The sequence below is a fragment of the Mycobacteriales bacterium genome, from assembly GCA_035550055.1.
Classification (GTDB): domain Bacteria; phylum Actinomycetota; class Actinomycetes; order JAFAQI01; family JAFAQI01; genus DASZTV01.
The window spans coordinates 1-17,080 of the sequence record DASZRO010000107.1 but is presented as its reverse complement, the minus strand read 5'-3'; the positions used below and the strand labels follow the sequence as shown (position 1 = coordinate 17,080).

Sequence of the window (17,080 nt, the reverse complement as noted above, 5' to 3'; positions counted from 1 at the left end):
GCTCGGAGACGGCGCCCGCGCCGCCGGCCTGACCGGTGCCCTCGACGATGCGGGCGAGCGTGCATTGCGGGCCTTGCTCAACGGCTGCGGCGCAGGCGGTGACCAGCTGGTCGCTCCAGTGCTGCGCGCCGACCCACGGCGACGGCTGCCTGCCGAACGACTCATCCGAGCGCTCGAGACCACGGGTATGGCGACCGCTGACCTGCCCGCGGCGACGACTCTGGAAGCGGCTAAGCGTCGGCTCGCCGAGCAGGACGCGACCCTCGATATCGACGTGGTTCGCCGGGTTGCGGCGGCGGTCGGGCTCGATCCGACCGGGCTCTATCGCGACACCGACGGCCGGGACCGGTACGGCGAAGCGCTCGATCATGCCGGCGCGCGGGTCGACATCCGCCGGGCCGGGCTAGACGTCACGGTGTCGGCGCCGAAGTCGGTCAGCGTGCTCTACGGCCTCAGCGACCCAGACACGGCCAGCCAGGTTCGTGATGCGCACAACATGGCGGTCGGTGAGGTGGTGGCCTATCTGCAGCGGCATGCAGCGACCGCCGCCCGCGGGCATCACGGCGACGGTCGCACCGTGCCGCGGATCACGACCGACGGGCTGATCGTAGCGGCGTTCGACCACCGGTCCAGCCGTGCCGGCGATCCGCAGCTGCACACCCATCTGGTGATCCCGAACCTGGTCCGGGGGAGCGACGGCCGGTGGTCGGCGATGGACACCGCCGCGATCTACCGGCACGCCCGAACCGCGAGCAGCATCTACCACGCAGTCCTGCGCGGCGAGCTGACCCGGCGTCTCGGGGTCGGCTGGACGCCGGTGCAGCAGGGAATCGCCGAGATCGAGGCGATGCCGCCGGGAGCGCTGGCCGTCTTCGCCAAGCGAAGCGCGCAGATCAAGCAGGCCATGGCCAACCGCGGAACGACGGGTGCGAAGGCGGCACAGACCGCGTGCCTCGACACCCGGCCGGCCAAACGCCGCGGCGGCGCTGAGGGACTTCGGGACCGTTGGCGGGCCGAGGCCGCAGCCCATGGGGTCGCGGACAAGACCATCGCGAATCTTCTCAGTCGCGTCGCACCTCCTGGTCCACCGGACCTCGACCTGCTCGCCGCCGGGCTGTTCGGGTCCGAAGGCCTGACCGCCAGCCAGACCAGCTTCACCCGTCAAGACCTCGCCCGCGCGGTCTGCGATGAGTACGCCGGAACTCCAGTCACCCTCGCCGACCTCGACCGCGTCGTGCTCGAGCTGCTCGACCGCGACGAAGTCGTCCCGGTCATCTCCGGCAGCCCGCGCGAACGCCGCTACACGACCATCGAGCTGCTCACGATCGAACGCGCCACCCTCACCCTCGCCACCACGACACCGACGGAGCCGGCCGCGGTCGTGCATCCGATGATCGTCGCCACCGCCTTCGACTCGACAGGCCTGTCCGCAGAGCAGACCGCTGCGGTCCGTGAACTGGTGAGCTCCGGGCGTCGGGTCGATGTGCTCGCCGGACCGGCCGGCTCCGGCAAGACCGCGGCACTCGCGGCCACGCATCAACTCTGGGCGGCCGCACGAAAGCCCGTCATCGGAGCGAGCCTGTCCTGGCTCGCCGCCGGCGAACTCGAAGCCGCGACCGGCATCCCGAGCCACAGCCTCACCAAGACCCTGCACGACGCCGACCGTCACGGCCTGCCGCCCGGTGTCGTCCTCGTCCTCGACGAAGCCGGCCTGGTCGACACCCGCACCCTGCACCGACTGCTCGCCCACGTCGCCGCAGCCGACGGGAAACTCGTCACCGTCGGCGACCCGCACCAGCTGCCCGAGATCGGCGCCGGAGGCATCTTCGCCACCCTCGCCGCCCAACCCGCCGCGATCCACCTGACCAGCAACCAGCGGCAACGCGAAACCTGGGAACAGGAAGCGCTGCGCACCCTTCGCGACGGCGACCCGGTCACCGCCCTCGACGCCTACCGTCGTCACGGTCGGATCCACACCGCACCCAATAAGCCCGAGCTGCTTGAGCAGATCGCGGGCGACTACCAGCGAGCCGCTACCTCTGGCGACGACGTCCTCGTCCTCGCCGCCCGACGCAGCGACGTCAGCCGGCTCAACCAGACGATCCACCAACAGCAGGTCGATACCGGTGCTCTCGGAGACGACGAGCTCACGATCACCACCAGCGCCGGCCAGCGGGCCTTCCGGACGGGCGACCGGATCATCGTCGCCATGAACGACCGCGACCACGGCCTGACCAACGGCCAGCGCGGGACAGTCGCCGACGTCGACGTACGACGCGCTCGCGCCGTACTCGCCTTCGACGACGGCCACCAGGTCACCGTCGACCAGCCGATGATGGCGGCTGGTGCGATCGACCTCGGCTACGCCACCACCATGCACAAAGCCCAAGGACTGACCGTCGACACCACCCTGGTCTACGGGCTCGGACCCATCACCCGCGAACACGGCTACGTCGCGCTGTCCCGCGGCCGCAACGAGAACCACATCTACCTCGCCGCCGACACGACCTACGAGCCCGAGTGCGGGCCACCAGTTGATAGTCCCGAGCGAACCGCGGCAGCGCTGACCGCGGAACTCGTCGAACGCCTCCGCGACAGCCGAGTCCAGCGACTCGCCTCCCAGCAGCTTCCGGCGACGAGACCACGCAGCCCGTACGACGAGGACCTGTACCGGCAGCAGATCTACCCCCAGCCCGACCGCGGCCGTTCCCTCGGCCGCTGACCCATGAAGGAGACGACATGACCGCCCTGTCCACAGATCCCGCGCAGCCCCTTGCGCTCGAGCGATTGATGACTGTCGATGAAGTCGCGGCGGTCCTGCAGATGAGCAAGGACTGGGTCTACCGGCACCGCCGCGAGCTCAAAGCCCTCAAGCTCGGCCGCGAGCTGCGGTTCGAGCCCGGCGACCTGCGGGCCTGGATGACCCGCACCGCCGGCCGGCTGTAACCGACGCAATAGAGAGGACACGGATCGTGGGGCGCCGCAGCAGGGGAGAAGGCACCGTCTACCTCAACCCCGACACGCGCACCTACACCGCCGAAGTCACCGTCTACGGCCAGCGCCGCCGCAAGAAAGGCCTCAAGAGCCGCGCCGCAGGCACCCGCTGGATCCGGGAACAGACCGGCGAGGACGCCACCCACGACGGCAAGCCGGTCGCCGGGCGCGGTCTCACGATGAACGAATGGTTCGAGCAGTGGGACGCGATCCTCACCCGCCGGGTCCGGCTCGGCCGGTTCAGTGAGACCACGCTCGAGTCCTACCGCAAGTACGTCCGGCTGCACATCCGTGCCGACCTCGGCCACCTCTACGTCCGCGACGTCGGAGCCCGCGACCTGATCAAGCTCTACGACCGGCTGATGACCGAAGGCAGCCCGGGCGGTCGCGGACCCCTGTCGCAGCGGACCACCGCATACATCCACAACATCCTGCGGGCCTGCTTCCGCGACGCGATCACCGCCGACCCGCCGCTACGGCGTACCAACCCGTGCACCCAGATCGGCAAGGACGACGCACCCCGTACGCCGTCGAAGTCCGACCAGGGCAGCTACGTCATCTGGGAACCCGAACAGATCCTCGCGTTCCTGACCCACTACGCCGACAACCGGCTGATCGCACTGTTCTGGCTGTACTTCACCCGCGGCGCCCGACGCGGCGAGCTGCTCGGTCTGCGCTGGCCCAGCGTCGACCTCGAGCACGGCACCCTCGCACTGACCCGCAACCGGACCACCACGTACAGCGGCAAGGTGATCGAACGCGACACCACTAAAGGCCAAGGGAAGGGCCGGTTCGTCCCACTCGACGCAGTCCTCATCGATGTGATGAATGCGCATCGCGAACGCTGGACCGCCGAACGCGACACGGCGGTCGCGGCGGGGAAGTGGTTCGAGTCCGACTACGTCTTCACCAGCGACGGCCGCAACCAGCCCGACGGAACCATCGGTACGCCCCTGCATCCCGACCACCTGTCACGGACGTTCAAGCGAATGATCACCGCGTACAACAAGAAGCACCCTGACCAGCCGCTGCCAATGCTTCGCCTTCACGACACCCGGCACACCACCGCGACCGCGATGATCTTCGCCGGCGTCGACGACCAGATCGTCGCCCAACTCCTCGGCCACAACAGCGTCATGGTCACCCGGACCGTCTACTCACACGTCCTAAAAGAGCGCTCCGCTCGAGCTGCGGCACTTATGACGGAGCTCATCGTCGGAGGGACTCATTCGCCGGAGCACGGCTGATGTTCTCCATCGGCCGTTCTCGGTCGGTGGTGTGCGGTAGACCTAGGCTATGGCCGCTCGGTTGCATCTCATTGGGCTTGCCTCGGCGCCGCCGTCAGTTCAGTTTGAGATCGCTCGACCGCTTGAGGATGTCGAGGTAGCACGCCTCGATCTCGCGACGTCTCGCTTGAAGATCTTGTCCGCCGGGTCTCCATACCAGGCTGCTGTCAGAGCAATGTCGCGACTGCAGGCTGCGCTCGAAGAACTACGCGCCAGCGATACTGAATCGACCGAGGCTCGAACAGCTCGCGTCTGGACAGCGCTTCGCGATCTGCTTACTCACCTCTTACAGGCGATTGAATCGCCTTTCGGAGAACTGACGTCCCACGGCCTTATCGACTCGCAGGACAGCATCGCGATCTTTGACGAACTCAGGGCGATGCCCCAACTGCAACAACTGCGGGACATCACCGGAGCGGAGCCTGGGCGAGTGGGCTGGTACGGCGACGGCGCGGTCCGTATCACTGCCGACGGCGTCTCACCAGCGGCGTTCGACGAGGTCGTGCCGCCGCTGATGAACAGACTCGCAGATGGCTTCGCAGCCATCTTGGAGGAGCAGGCTGAACTTATAAATGCGGACTCGCTGTACGTCCGGCAACTGGCGGCTGAAGTCCTCTATGGCCGACCGACTTTGGTCGAACTCGATCCCGACCAGCTACCGCAGCAACAACAGTGGCAGCTACGTGAGATCGGACTTGAGGATGTCGATCGTGCCCAGTTGCTGTTAAGGCGGGCGCGGGCACGACGCGCGGCAGGATCGTCAAGCGCCCATTCAGCAGAACAACCCAATATGGCCGACCCAGCAGAGGTGATTCCGCAGACAACCCCCGAACCCGACCCGATCTCGACAGGTGAGCAACTAACCGCTGAACCCGAGCAGGATGGATCTGCGGCACCGAACCAGGCTGAATCTGAAGCCGCAGGGCAAATCGGTTTTCCGCCGGCTGACCTCCAGCAGCTCGCCGCTGAACTTGCACGAGCTGCCACGAAGGTCGAAGCCGCGTATGGGGAGGTGCCGAAATTCGACGAGATGTTCGCTGCGATCGCGAAAGACAAGCAGGCATTCGGTGGCCTCCTCCGACAGGTTCACGCGGCGCTCGACCAAGTGCAACGGGCCCGTGAAGCCGCCGGAGACGATGCGGTAACGATCAGTCTGCCTTTGGACTCCGAACAGCTCGGGATGCTTGATGCGACGAGAAGTGAGGGGCTTCAACGCGAACGGCAGGCCGCAATCGCGGTGCTTGTCGTTCTTCGCTTCCTCGTAGCTGCAATGGACGATCTTGCAAAGCCAACCGAGTTCAGCTTCCGTGCTGGCCAAATGGAGGCGTACAAGTTTTCACCAACGGTTGGAGAGCACATTCGGCAGCTAGCCCTGACGGTGGCCCGCCTCATGACCCTCGGACCGTCACGACACGAGCCAAATGTCAGCGATAGCCGCCCTTGGCTTCTCGACGCAGTCGACCGTTCGATCGCCAATGGGCTGCCTGAGGGTGCGCTCCTTTATGGCCTTGCCGCAATCAGCGCATCAGGCGTCGATACCGCGGCTGACCTGCTCGCGGCTGGACGATCTGCGATTGAGCGCTTCGCCGTCGACGGTTCAGCCCCTGCCGCAGAGCTTGCGATCGTTTTGCTAGGCGAACTTCTGCCGACGCTCCAACAGGTGGCGATCACGACAGCCCGGGATCGAGTGAACTCGCGGGACGTCCAACAGGAGGGACCGTGACTGAATGGCGGGATCCGCTCGGCACTGGTCCAATCCTGCAAGCTGAAGCGGACTTCGGCGGCGAGCGCCGATTCGTGGACCGGGCCACAACCCACCAAAGCATCAAGGATCGACCCCGCGCCGAATTCTTGCTTCGAAGCGGCACGAGTGGGCCGGTCGACTTCCTTGCCCCCCTTCAAGTCCGCGTGCTTCTCGACCAAGCCTCAAACGTTCAATTCACTGGCTTTGCAGATACGGCGGAGCCAACTGACGTTGGCACGCAGGTCTCGGCTATCGGCGCGACTGAATTGGCGGAGCGAATTGCTACGCGAGCGCGTGCTGCCAACATCCCTGTGCCCGAATACGTATACATCCTTGCCCGGTCAGCAGGATTGCCAGATTCGCGCCTCCAGATTCAAGGCGCTGACCAAGCACCACGAGAGGTCTTTCAGGTACTGATGCCGGTGACCGGTGTCGTACTCGACGAACTGCTCCGCATAGGTCCTGTTGAACTCATTCCGCGGCACCACGGCGGGCACGACTACGGCGCCCTATTTGCCCCTTTCTGCGAGGTCGCGTGCGTAGCGATCACATACCAGGTTGGCGACAATCTGTACGTCGCTGAGCAAGCAGCGATCGCGCGGATTCGACACGCAGTCGACGCGCTTCTGACGACCGTTCTGTACGGGCTCTCGGTAATGCCCGACGGCACCAAGACTCAATACGCACGCGCGCAAGGTCGAGCCCGCCCGGGGCTCGTCGATTGCGTCGTCACGCGCGGCCTCGGAACAGATCGCTTGCTCGTGAGGGAGCTCGCGAGCGAGTTGGCCGACGCAGACTTGAACATGACCGACCACACGCGGGAATGGGCGAGCCTCATCGCCGCCGGTGCCCCCGAAGGGCTCGCCAATGCATTTTCTGCCTTGCGCCGAGCAGCCGACGACCACGTGCCGTCCGTGCAGCGCGTACAAGCCATCTGGGACGCGATCGAATTCCTGATAGCCGGCGCCACCGTCCCGCGTCGGTTCAGTGCCGCGCAGCGAAGGGCAATTCGCAACGCAGCTACGAGCTCGACACCATTGACCGTCGACCAGCGAGACAGGGTGGAGCGTGTGGTCGCAATGTTGAACGAGCCATCAATGGCAATGAAGTTGGACGTCACTGCCTCTGACTGCGGCGTCCCGCTTCGCCCCACTGAGAAGGATCTGCTCCATCGGCTTAGGGGCAATCGCAACGACTCCGCTCACGGTCGCGCAGTCAACGAGTCGAGCGAAGAAGACATCCGGTGGGCGACGAGCATCGTCGCCAGGATCGCGGTCTTCAAGTGGGACAAAGAGGTCCGCCTTCGATCAGGCACCCCACTTGGTCCGACTACACAGAATCGCTAGCCGACGCACGCATGAGGGCCACTCCGCTGCGCAACCTCTTGAACCCTCAAGTAGAGATAGACCCCCCGAGCGCCGGATCCGGCGAGATTCGCGGGTAAAACCGCAGGTCAGGGGCCTGCAAAACGTGTCGGAGGGGGGACTTGAACTCGCGAATTGTCGACTTTTTACCAAGATCGACTTACGCGAAAAAGGCCCCTGACCTGCGGAGACGCTTGTTTGATCTTGGTCGACTTTTGGGGCTGTTTGGGGGGTCTACAGAGTGATAGACCCCCCATAGACCCCCCGAGAGTTGATCTTGAAGGCTGCCGATCAAGATCATCTATGGCGCGCGGCCAAGCCGCCAGAGAGCTCGGTGCAGTCGCCACGCGTTGCGAGTCTTGACGATCACAATAGATACGCTTCTATACTTTTAGATATGGATGTATCTGATCCGACACGAGCGGTCACCCCGACCCTCGACGGGCCGGTGCTCGCTGTCCTCGCTGCCTCGGGACGTCCACTCACCGTGGGCCAAGTCGCTCAGCAGGCAGCGCGCGGATCAGAGATCGGAATCCGGCGAAGCCTGGCGCGGCTGGTCGAGCAGGGGATCGTCCGCGCGACCCTGATGGGCCGCAACCAGGTGCATGAACTCAACCGCGATCATGTCGCCGCCGAGGTCGCGGTCCTTCTCAGCGACCTCCGAAATCGCCTGTGGGAGAACTTCCGCAGCGAGTTCACGAACTGGAAGGTGCAACCGCTGTTCGCCTCGGTGTTCGGCTCAGTCGCCAGGGGAGACGGCGACGATGCCAGCGACATCGACCTGTTCATCGTCCACCCGCCATTTCCCGGTGAACCGAAACCACCTCGGCTCACCTCGACGATCAAGTCCCAGTTCGCCGACGCCCTTGGCGCTTTCGCGGTCGCGGCCGAGATCGACAGCGCGGCAGCACAGTGGGAGCAGCAGCTCGACGCCCTTCGCGACAAGGCGGAGCGCTGGACCGGAAACTCGCTCCAAGTCGTCGACCTTTCGTTCCATGAATGGCGCCACCCGGCCGAAGCGCATCTCGCACTACTCCAAGAGATTCAGCGCGACGGGATCGAGCTGCATCGGATCAGGGCAATGTCGATCTGGTCGGCCGGCACCGGCACCGATGGCTAGGGCCAAGTCAGCGGGACGAGCAGAGGCCCGCCAGCGTCTCGAATACGCCCGCGCGTGCGTGCAAGTCGCAGAGCTCGTTCTCGACGACATCGACTCCGCGATGCCCGGAGTCGCCGCCGGCTTGGCCGTCCTTGCCGGCATCGCTGCCTCGGATGCCATCTGCGCGATCCGGCTGGGGGAGATTCATCGCGGCGAGAACCACCGGGACGCCGGCGTCATGCTCCGCACCGCCGTAGCCGACGGCAAGAAACTCAGCGACACCCTGATGAAGCTGCTCGACCGTAAAGACGAAGCTCACTACGGTCTCACGGTCGTGTCGAGTCGACGAGCGCGGGATTCAGTTCGCTGGGCCGCGATCCTGGTCGATCGCGCAACCCGCGAGCTCAGCCGCTAAGGGGTAGTCGACCAGGCGCTCTACATCCGTACTCGGCCCCGCGGTATGAGATGGCCTGGAAAGCGGGGGACTATCGGTTGTCAGAACGATCGATACGAACGAAACGCGCTGCCGCTCTCGCGCGTGTGGGTCGAAGGTTGAACGCATCTCGAGCCTTTGGGCGCCTGGCCTCTCGGCTGCGTGTCGTGAGGGTCAAAGGTCTGGGTAGCACGGGTCAGGCGGATGCCGGTTGGAACACGACGTCGAGGCGCGCGGGGCCCCAGATGCCGACGGTGGGCGGTTTCCAGGCGATGGTTCCGTCGAGGCGGAGGTCGGGCATGCGCCGGGCGAGGATGGGAAGCGCCTCTTGGAGCTCGGCTCGGGCCAGGGAGGCGCCGAGGCAGTAGTGGATGCCTGACCCGAATGTCATCTGCGGGGCGCCGGTTGCAGGCCTGGTGATGTCGAACCGGTACGGGTCGGGCCATTGGTTCGCGTCGTGGTTGGCGACGGCGAGGCCGAGCGAGACGAGGGTTCCGGCTGGAAAGGTCACCTCGCGGTAGTCGATGTCCTCGGCAGCGACCCGCACGGTGGATCGGACGGCACCGAGGTGCCGCAGGGTCTCCTCGACCGCTTGTGGTGCCAGGCTCGGTTCCTCGGCCAGGGCCTTCCACTGGTCCGGGTGTTGGGCGAACAGGGCCACGGCGCACGCCAGCTGGTTGCGGGTGGTGTCGGTGCCAGCCATGAGGACCGCCTCGGTCATCATGATCAACTCCGCGGTCGTCATCCGGTCGCCTTGTTCTTCAGCGGCGATGAGCCGGCTGAGCAGGTCGTCGGCGGGGAGCTGTCGGCGCTGATTGATCAGGTCGGTGACGTACTGGTCAAGCTCAGCCATCGCTGCCTGGATGGTGGGGAGGTCGTTAGCGACGTCGTTGTTGAAGATCCGGAAGATGTCGGTGGCCCAGCGGGAGAACAGCTCCCAGTCCTCCTTCGGTGCGCCGAGCAGCTCGCAGATGATCGGGATCGGATAGGGCTCGCAGATCTCGGTCACGAACTCGCAGCCCCCGCGTTCGGCGATGGAGTCGACAAGTCCCTCCATGACCTGTCGCATGAAGGGGCGAAGCCGTTCGGTGGCCCGGGGCGTGAAGGCGGGTGAGGCGAGGCGGCGAAGCCGGCTGTGCTCATCGCCTTCGGTGGCCAGGATCGAGCGCTGGCGGCGTTCCCGAAACGAGCTGTCGGCGTCGGCGATCCCAGGGAGGAGTGAGAGTGCCGAGTGGAAGCGGCGGTCGGCCAGAATGGCAGCGACATCGCTGTAGTCCAGCAGCAGGTATCCGAGTGCGGTCCTCGCCAGCCAGTGTTGTGACCTGGCCGCGTCGACGGCGTCGAAGAGTTCTTGGCGTTCGAGGCTGAGCACGTCGATCTCGTGAAGGTCCAGGTTGTGCACCATGGTGGTCGCCACTGCGGGTCTCCTTGAGATCGAGGCGTCGCGCGGGTCCGACCCGCGCCGCCGCCGGGTCAGGCGTGCTGGATGGGCGTGAGGACCTCGTGGTGGTCGCGGTCAGGTGACTCGCGGGTGGCGTGTTTGGATGGCCACCAGTTCCGGCCGCCGATGAGTGTGGCGCAGGCGGGGACGATCAGGGTGCGGACGACGAAGGTGTCCAACAGCAGGCCCGATGCCATCGCGAAACCGATCTCGGCCAGGCCGAGCAGCGGCGATCCGAGGAGGGCGGCGAAGGTCGTCGCGAAGATGATGCCCGCCGAGGTGATGACCGCTCCGGTGCTGGCTACGGCGCGAGCGACAGTCTGTGGAGTCGGTACGTCGTCATGCTCGCGGAGTCGGGACATGAGAAGGATGTTGTAGTCGGCGCCGACAGCGACCAGCAGCACAAAGCCGAGCACTGGCACGAAGAAGTCGATCTGGTGGCCGAGGAGGTGCTGCCAGACCAGGGTGGTCAGGCCCATGGCCGCAGCGTAGGAAAGCACGACCGAGGCGAGCAGGTACAGCGGTGCGACCAGTGCACGCAGGGCGACGACGAGGATCAGGAAGACCGACAGGAGGACGGCCAACGCGACAAGTTGCGCGTCCTGGTGCAGGTAGTTGTCGAGGTCGTTGCCGAAGCCGCCGGCACCGGTGAGCTGAAGGTGCGCACCATGCAGGGACGTGCCGCGGATGGAGAGTGCGGCGGTGCTCTCGATCTGGTGGTAGCGCGCTTGGCCGCTGTTGGTCAGCGGGTCGGTGGTGCCGACGATCTGGATCCGGGCAAGGTGACCGTTGGGGCTCAGGAACAGCTGTTGGGCGAGGCTGAACGCTGGCCGGGCCAAGTCGCTGGCGGTCAGATAGAAGCCGGCGGCCTCCGGTGTGTCGGCGTGGGTGCTGACCTGCTGGAGGTAGCCGCCGGCCTTGGTGAGTCCGTGATTGAGCTTGCCAGTGGCGTCGAGGAGCTTCTGCACGTTTGATGGCAGCTGGCCGACACCGGAAGCGAGCTGACTTACCCCGTTGGACAGTTGCCCGAGTTTGGTTTGGAACAGCCGCTCGCCGGCGTTCAGCTGGGCGGTGCCGTTCTCGGCCCGGGTCAACCCGGCGTGCAGCCGTTGCAGGCCGCTGGCCAGGGTGCCGTCACCGTGGCCGATCCGGGTCGCGCCGTCGGCGGCCTGGTTCAGGCCGGGCAGCAGCTTGTCGTGCTCAGCGAGATAGATGGTGCGCAGGGCCTTGCGGGCGTTGCGGCAGATCGGGTCGACGGTGCACAACGGGTCGGCGTCGAGCGCACCGCTGATCTGGCCGAGGCCCGATACGGCCTGGGCGACCTGGTCGTGGGCCTGGTGCAGGTCGCGGCCAAGGGTCAGCGCTCCGGCCGAGAGCCGGCTGGCGCCGTGGCCCGCTTGCCCGAGGCCGGTGGCGGCCCGGCCCAGCCCGTTGTGTTCCTTGCTCAGCCCGACGATGAACCGGCTGACCGCGTTGGTCGCGGCCCGTGAGCCGGCGCCGAGTTGGGCGGCGCCTGAGGTCAGCCGCGTGGAGCCGGAGCTGAACGAGCCGAGTTGGTGGCGCTTCGCGGCCAGCTTCTGGCTGGCCGTGTTGAGCCGGTGGGCGAGCGTTCCGACCTGGCTGGCGATGGTCGCTGGTTTGAGTGGCCGGCCGCTGGGCTGGGTCAGGCTGTAGACGGTCTGCGTGGAGGGGATCTTGGTCAGTGACTCGCTCAGCGAGTTCAACGCGGCGAGGTCCGCAGGGTCGCGCAGGCTGTGGTCAGCCTCGACCAGCAGATAGTCGGGCAGGGTCTCGTTCGCCGGGAAGTGCGCGTTCAGCGCGGCGTACCCCTGGTTGCTCGGGGTCGAGGGCGGCTGTGCCGACCTCTCGTCGAACGACAGATGCATGGTCGGGAAGAAGGCGGCGAGCCCGACCAGCAGGATCAGTCCGACCACTAGCACCGCCGCTGGTCGGCCCGCGGCCAGCCGCCCGGTGCGTACCCAGAGCCCATCGGGTTTGGGCGCGTGCTTCGCCGCGATCCGGGTCCCTGCGAACGCGATCAGGACCGGGGTAACGGTCAGGCTGACCAGCGCGGTCACCGCGATCGCGATCGCGATCGCCGGGCCGGTTGCCGCGAGGATCGCGAGGTTCGCCAAGCCGAGCAGGGCGCTCCCGATGATGACGGTCGCGCCGGAGGCCGCCAGCACGCGCCCGATCCTTACGCCGGCGACGGCGATCGCCTCGCGTGGCTCGAGTCCGTTACGCAACTCTTCCTGGAACCGGGCGATCAAGAACACGGTGTAGTCGGTTCCCGCGCCGAGCACGATCGCGGCGATGAACGCCGGGGTGAAGGTCGACACCGGGAACCCGGCCTGTCCGGACAGCGCGAGCACGCCGCGGGTGCAGGCCACGGCGATGCCGATCGTCGCGAGCGGCACCAGAATGGTGACCGGCCGGCGGTAGATCAGGATCAGGATCGCGATCAACGCGAGCAGACTGATCACGGTGATCCGCTTCGAGGTTCGGTCGACCGTGTCGTTCAGGTCAGTGATGGTCGCCGGGTCCCCGGTGACATAGACGCGGGTGGTCGGCCCGCGTGGCACCGTCGCAGCGAGTGAGCGGAGCCATTTGACGTCGGCGATCGACGCGGCCGACCCGATATCGCTCGAGAGCCCCAGAGGCAGATAGGTCGCGCGATGGTCCTTGCTGATGAGAACCCGTCGAAGCTGCGGATGGTCAATCCAATCCTGCAGGTCGGGAACCCGCTGAGGCTGCGCGGCGATTCCCCGCACCAGCCCGCGGTAGGTGGTCGTGTCCGACGCGGATAGCCCAGCGGTGTCGACCAGGACTACGAACGCGTCTGAGCGGGTGTCACCCGAACCGAAGGCCTTGTCCATGGCCTCCAACGCCCGCACCGACGGGGCGCTCGCCGGGAAAAACGGCGCGCTGCTGTGCTGCACGACCGTCTCGAGCTGCGGGACCGCGGTATTCAGCAGGATCGCGAGCACCGCCCACACACCGAGCACCAACCACGGCCGGCGCAGCGACCCGCGGACCAGACGATCAACCGGATGGGCAAGCGCGCGCGGGCGTGAGGTGGGTTGACGCACACCGACCTCCCAACCGATAGTTTGTACTCGAAGTCTAAATCATTGGCATATACCGTGGGAACAGGAGCTGCCCGATATGCGACCGGTCCCGACCCAGCTCGCCGCCAAGCTCTACCGAGCCGGCGAGCTGCTCGCCGACCAGGGACTGGACAACACCAAGATCGAAGAGATCGCCGAGGTCACCGGCGTCCCGAAAGCGACCCTGTACTACTACTTCGCCGGCAAGGAAGAAGTCCTCGCCTTCCTGTTCCACGACTTTCTGTCCCTCGTCGCCGGAGATGTCGCGGTCGCGGCCAGCGCTCCAGGAACCGGCGAAGAACGGCTCCGCTCCGTCATCGACGCCCAGCTCCGCCTCATGTTCGAACACCCCGCCGTGTGCCGGGCGCTGATCGGCGACCTCGGTCGGGCCGGACGCTTGCCGGAGATCGCAGCCGCGATTAACGAGGCGTTCTACGCACCGTTGGACCGACTGCTCGCCGAGGGCGCCGCCGATGGATCACTTCGACCCATGGACGATCCGGTCGGCGCCGCAGCCACCATTTTCGGCGCGGTCACCATGGCCGGCCTCGGGATCATGGTGACCTCGACGACCAACGATGTCGACCACATCATCGAACTGGTCCAGCAGATCCTTCTCGGCGGGCTGACTGCGCCACGACGCGCCGCGAAGAAGCGGTGACACCACCACCGCCGCCGGCTCGACAAGGCCGGCCGCGTACCGATCCTGTGTCACGCGCTGACCTGGTCGACCAGGTCCTGGCCTGGATCGACGAGGTCGCCCCCGCCCTGCGCCACCTGCCGGGCGAGGACGAGCTCGGAGCCAGCGCCGCCCTCGTGCTGCAGGTGTGCCTGCCTCCGGCGACCGTCACCCAGACCGAGATCGTGAACCGGCTCGGTGCCAGTCGGGCCGGCACCTCCCAGCTGATCCACCGGCTCGAGACTGCTGGACTCGTGACCCGCCAGCCCGACCCCAACGACCAGCGAGTGTGGCTCGTGCAGGCCACCACCAGAGGAGTCGCGGCCTACGCAGCCGCTCGGGAGACTCGACGATCGGCCGTCCACAACGCGCTGTCTGCAGTGCCAGTCGGTCAACGCGACAACCTCAGCGCCGCACTGCCCGCTCTCGCAGCACTGTGTAGCGCCATGACCCCGCCGGCCACCTAGCACCGACCCGCGCGCAACCGCACCAACCAGGCCCTCACGATCGAACATCGCCGTCGACCACACTGGAGCCACACGTGCCGCTACCGAAACCAGACCTCCCGGCGCTCGCGCCCGAGAACCAACAAGCCCTCGGAGCCTTGTCGTCCGACGCAGGCGGCGGACTGCCGCGATATCTCGGCATCCACACCGTCGAGGTCGCCTCCGGCCGGCTGGCCTGCGAGCTGGAGGTCCGCGAGGAGCTGCTCAACCCGTTCGGCAGCCTGCATGGCGGCGTGATCAGCGCCCTTACCGACCACGTCCTCGGCGCAGTCCTCTACACCGTGATCTCCCACGGCTCGTGGGCAGCCACCACCGAGTTCAAGCTCAACCTGCTCGCCCCGATCCGCGCCGGGACAGTCCGCGCCGAGTCAGAGATCATCGCGGTGACGAAACGCACCGCGGTGGTCCGGGTCGAGATCACCAACGACGGGCGCGGTGCCGGCGTCGCGCAAGGCACCGTCTTGATCATGGCCCCCAAGACCGGCTAACCCTGGACCTCCACCCACGCCACCGGACACCGCCCAGTCGCGCCGCAATCTCCCCGGGTTATCCACTAACCGTCACCGCACCCGCCCCAGCCGCCCCGCTCCAGGGCACGGTGACCCAATGAGCACCGGCTACCGCCTGATCCGAATCGTCAATGACCAGGTGCTGGCGATCGACGACTTCGCCACCTACCGGGCGGCACTGCGGGCTCGCGACGACGACGTGATTACCGTCCTCGCCGAGACCGGGGGCTACTACCTGGTGATCACGCACTGGATCCTGCCCGCCGGGCGGAACCGCAACGAACCCGTCACCACCGTCGTCTGCGCCGTCGGCGTCGACCCCAACCGGCCGACACCACCCGGGCCACACGACCTCCTCGACACCCGGGCCTGGCTGGCCAGCGCCCATCGCGACCGTGTCTGACTCCCACGGCATAGCATCCCCACACATCTTGTATCTGCGCTTCGCGCGGATACGGCGGCCGGTTCGGACGGTTAGTTGGTCCGGCGACCGCGCCGCCAGCGGGTCGTGGGCGCGGGCGGTTCTGGGATGGCCGTCGGGTCGATGCCGTAGAGGTGCTCGCGCCCGGGCCGGGGTGGGCGGAGCTGGTCTTCGAGCTGTTGGGCGTAAGCCTCTGACGCGTCGAGGGCTTCACGCAGCTTGCGGTTGTCGTATTCGAGTAGTCGGACGCGCGCCTCGAGCTTCTCGACCTGATCGGGCTCTGTGGTGCGGCGGCGGTCCTGGTAGGCCCGCTGCCGGTGGGCCTGGGAGCAGTATTTCGGTGGCGGTCCGGAACGGATCTTGGCCTGGAACTGCTTCCCGCAGTAGGCGCAGGTCAGGACTTCGTTCATGCCGCTCAGGGTAGGCCGCGGGTCGGACGCTTTCGGCCGGCTCGAACCGTACCCGCAGCCTGTCAGTAACGGGTTAGCAGGACGCCGCAGCACCCAGTGACGGTCGACTGACGGTCCGTCGGGACGGACGAATTTCACGTTCGATTCCCGTCACGTGACAAGTGACGGGGACGTTCGTGGGTACGCCCTGGTTGCAGCATCCGGGCGTGATCTCGATTGGGCGGGTCGGCGCGGCTGACGCGGCGACCTACTACCTGGACCGGCAGGCCGGCTGCGAGCTGGACTACTACACCGGTGCGGGCGAGCCGCGCGGCCGGTGGCTCGGTGACGGGACGGCAGCGGTCGGCCTGTCCGGTGACTTGACCGACGGCGATGAGGAGTTGCTCAAGTCGCTGCTCGCGGGCTGCGGTCCGGAAGGCGCGCGACTGGTCGCGCCGGTGTTGCGCGCCGATCCGCGCAGCCGGTTGCCCGCTGAGCCGCTGCTCCGGGCGATCGAGTCGGCAGGTCACCCACCCCTCGAACGGGGTTTGGCGAAGCCTGTCGAGGTGGCGGCGCGACGGCTCGCGGCGGGGGAGTCGTCGTTGCTGGATGTCGCGGTCGTCCGCCGGGTCAGCGATGCGCTTGGCGTCGATCCGGTGGCGCTCTACTGCGGGTCGGACGGGACGGACCGGTACGCCGGCGCGGCCGCGCACGCCGGGGAGCAGGTCGACATCCGCCGTGCGGGTTTGGACGTGACGGTGTCGGCGCCGAAGAGCGTGTCGGTGCTCTACGCCCTCGGCGACCCTGCTGTCGCAGCCGCCGCGAGGGCCGCGCACGAAGTCGCGGTCGGCGAGGTGATCGCCTACCTGCAACGGCACGCGGCGACCGCGGCTCGTGGGCATCAGGGCGACGGGCAACGGGCCGACCGGATCGGCACGTCCGGGTTGATCGTGGCGGCGTTCGACCATCGGTCCAGCCGGGCGGGCGACCCGCAGCTGCACACGCACCTCGTCATCCCGAACCTTGTCCAAGGCATCGACGGGCGCTGGTCGGCGATGGACACCGCCGCGATCTACCGGTACTCCCGGACCGCGAGCAGCCTCTACCA

15 protein-coding genes are annotated in these 17,080 nt (G+C 66.9%); 11 read left to right on the top strand and 4 right to left on the bottom strand.

From position 1 onward, the window contains the following. The 6 genes from mobF (VG899_15580) to VG899_15555 all read left to right on the top strand — a co-directional run. On the top strand, window positions 1–2,722 hold a 2,722-nt coding region (mobF, locus tag VG899_15580), incomplete at its 5' end, for a MobF family relaxase (protein HWA67782.1). Window positions 2,723–2,739: 17 nt separating this feature from the next. Beyond that, a complete protein-coding gene (locus VG899_15575) occupies window positions 2,740–2,946 on the top strand; it encodes a helix-turn-helix domain-containing protein (protein ID HWA67781.1) in 207 nt (68 codons plus the stop codon). Window positions 2,947–2,972: 26 nt separating this feature from the next. Continuing rightward, entirely contained in the window at window positions 2,973–4,241 is a 1,269-nt protein-coding gene (locus VG899_15570) for a tyrosine-type recombinase/integrase (protein ID HWA67780.1), read from the top strand. A gap of 49 nt (window positions 4,242–4,290) precedes the next feature. Further along, window positions 4,291–6,003 (top strand): hypothetical protein, encoded by a 1,713-nt coding sequence (locus VG899_15565; protein ID HWA67779.1) that lies wholly within the window; start codon window positions 4,291–4,293, stop codon window positions 6,001–6,003. Then, window positions 6,000–7,370: a hypothetical protein gene (locus VG899_15560; protein ID HWA67778.1), complete on the top strand. Its 1,371-nt coding sequence runs from the start codon at window positions 6,000–6,002 to the stop codon at window positions 7,368–7,370. Before VG899_15565 ends, VG899_15560 begins: the two co-directional genes overlap by 4 nt. Window positions 7,371–7,665: 295 nt before the next feature. Then, window positions 7,666–8,508 carry a nucleotidyltransferase domain-containing protein gene (locus VG899_15555; GenBank protein HWA67777.1) on the top strand — a complete coding sequence of 281 codons (843 nt, stop codon included), beginning with the start codon at window positions 7,666–7,668 and terminating at the stop codon, window positions 8,506–8,508. Window positions 8,509–8,515: 7 nt separating this feature from the next. On the opposite strand, the gene VG899_15550 is transcribed toward VG899_15555, so the two are convergent. From VG899_15550 to VG899_15540, 3 genes are all read right to left on the bottom strand, one after another. After that, on the bottom strand, window positions 8,516–8,806 hold the full coding sequence (locus tag VG899_15550) for a hypothetical protein (protein HWA67776.1): 291 nt from the start codon (window positions 8,804–8,806) through the stop codon (window positions 8,516–8,518). 310 nt (window positions 8,807–9,116) lie between these two features. Beyond that, on the bottom strand, window positions 9,117–10,337 hold the full coding sequence (locus VG899_15545) for a cytochrome P450 (GenBank protein ID HWA67775.1): 1,221 nt from the start codon (window positions 10,335–10,337) through the stop codon (window positions 9,117–9,119). Between the two features lie 56 nt (window positions 10,338–10,393). Continuing rightward, on the bottom strand, window positions 10,394–13,450 hold the full coding sequence (locus VG899_15540) for an MMPL family transporter (protein HWA67774.1): 3,057 nt from the start codon (window positions 13,448–13,450) through the stop codon (window positions 10,394–10,396). 76 nt (window positions 13,451–13,526) lie between these two features. On the opposite strand from VG899_15540, the gene VG899_15535 reads away from it, so the two are divergent. The 4 genes from VG899_15535 to VG899_15520 all read left to right on the top strand — a co-directional run bounded on the left by VG899_15535 (window position 13,527) and on the right by VG899_15520 (window position 15,565). Further along, window positions 13,527–14,129: a TetR/AcrR family transcriptional regulator gene (locus VG899_15535; protein HWA67773.1), complete on the top strand. Its 603-nt coding sequence runs from the start codon at window positions 13,527–13,529 to the stop codon at window positions 14,127–14,129. 47 nt (window positions 14,130–14,176) lie between these two features. Next, on the top strand, window positions 14,177–14,614 hold the full coding sequence (locus VG899_15530; protein ID HWA67772.1) for a MarR family transcriptional regulator: 438 nt from the start codon (window positions 14,177–14,179) through the stop codon (window positions 14,612–14,614). A 137-nt stretch (window positions 14,615–14,751) separates the two neighbouring features. Continuing rightward, window positions 14,752–15,141 (top strand): PaaI family thioesterase, encoded by a 390-nt coding sequence (locus VG899_15525; protein HWA67771.1) that lies wholly within the window; start codon window positions 14,752–14,754, stop codon window positions 15,139–15,141. Between the two features lie 118 nt (window positions 15,142–15,259). Continuing rightward, window positions 15,260–15,565, top strand: a complete 306-nt coding sequence (locus tag VG899_15520; GenBank protein HWA67770.1) for a hypothetical protein — start codon at window positions 15,260–15,262, stop codon at window positions 15,563–15,565. Window positions 15,566–15,636: 71 nt separating this feature from the next. Here the strand turns inward: VG899_15520 and VG899_15515 are convergent, their stop codons facing one another. Then, window positions 15,637–15,993 carry a hypothetical protein gene (locus VG899_15515; protein HWA67769.1) on the bottom strand — a complete coding sequence of 119 codons (357 nt, stop codon included), beginning with the start codon at window positions 15,991–15,993 and terminating at the stop codon, window positions 15,637–15,639. 206 nt (window positions 15,994–16,199) lie between these two features. Here VG899_15515 and mobF (VG899_15510) point away from each other — a divergent pair. Then, window positions 16,200–17,080 (top strand): MobF family relaxase (mobF, locus tag VG899_15510; protein HWA67768.1); only part of this gene is annotated, 881 nt, incomplete at its 3' end.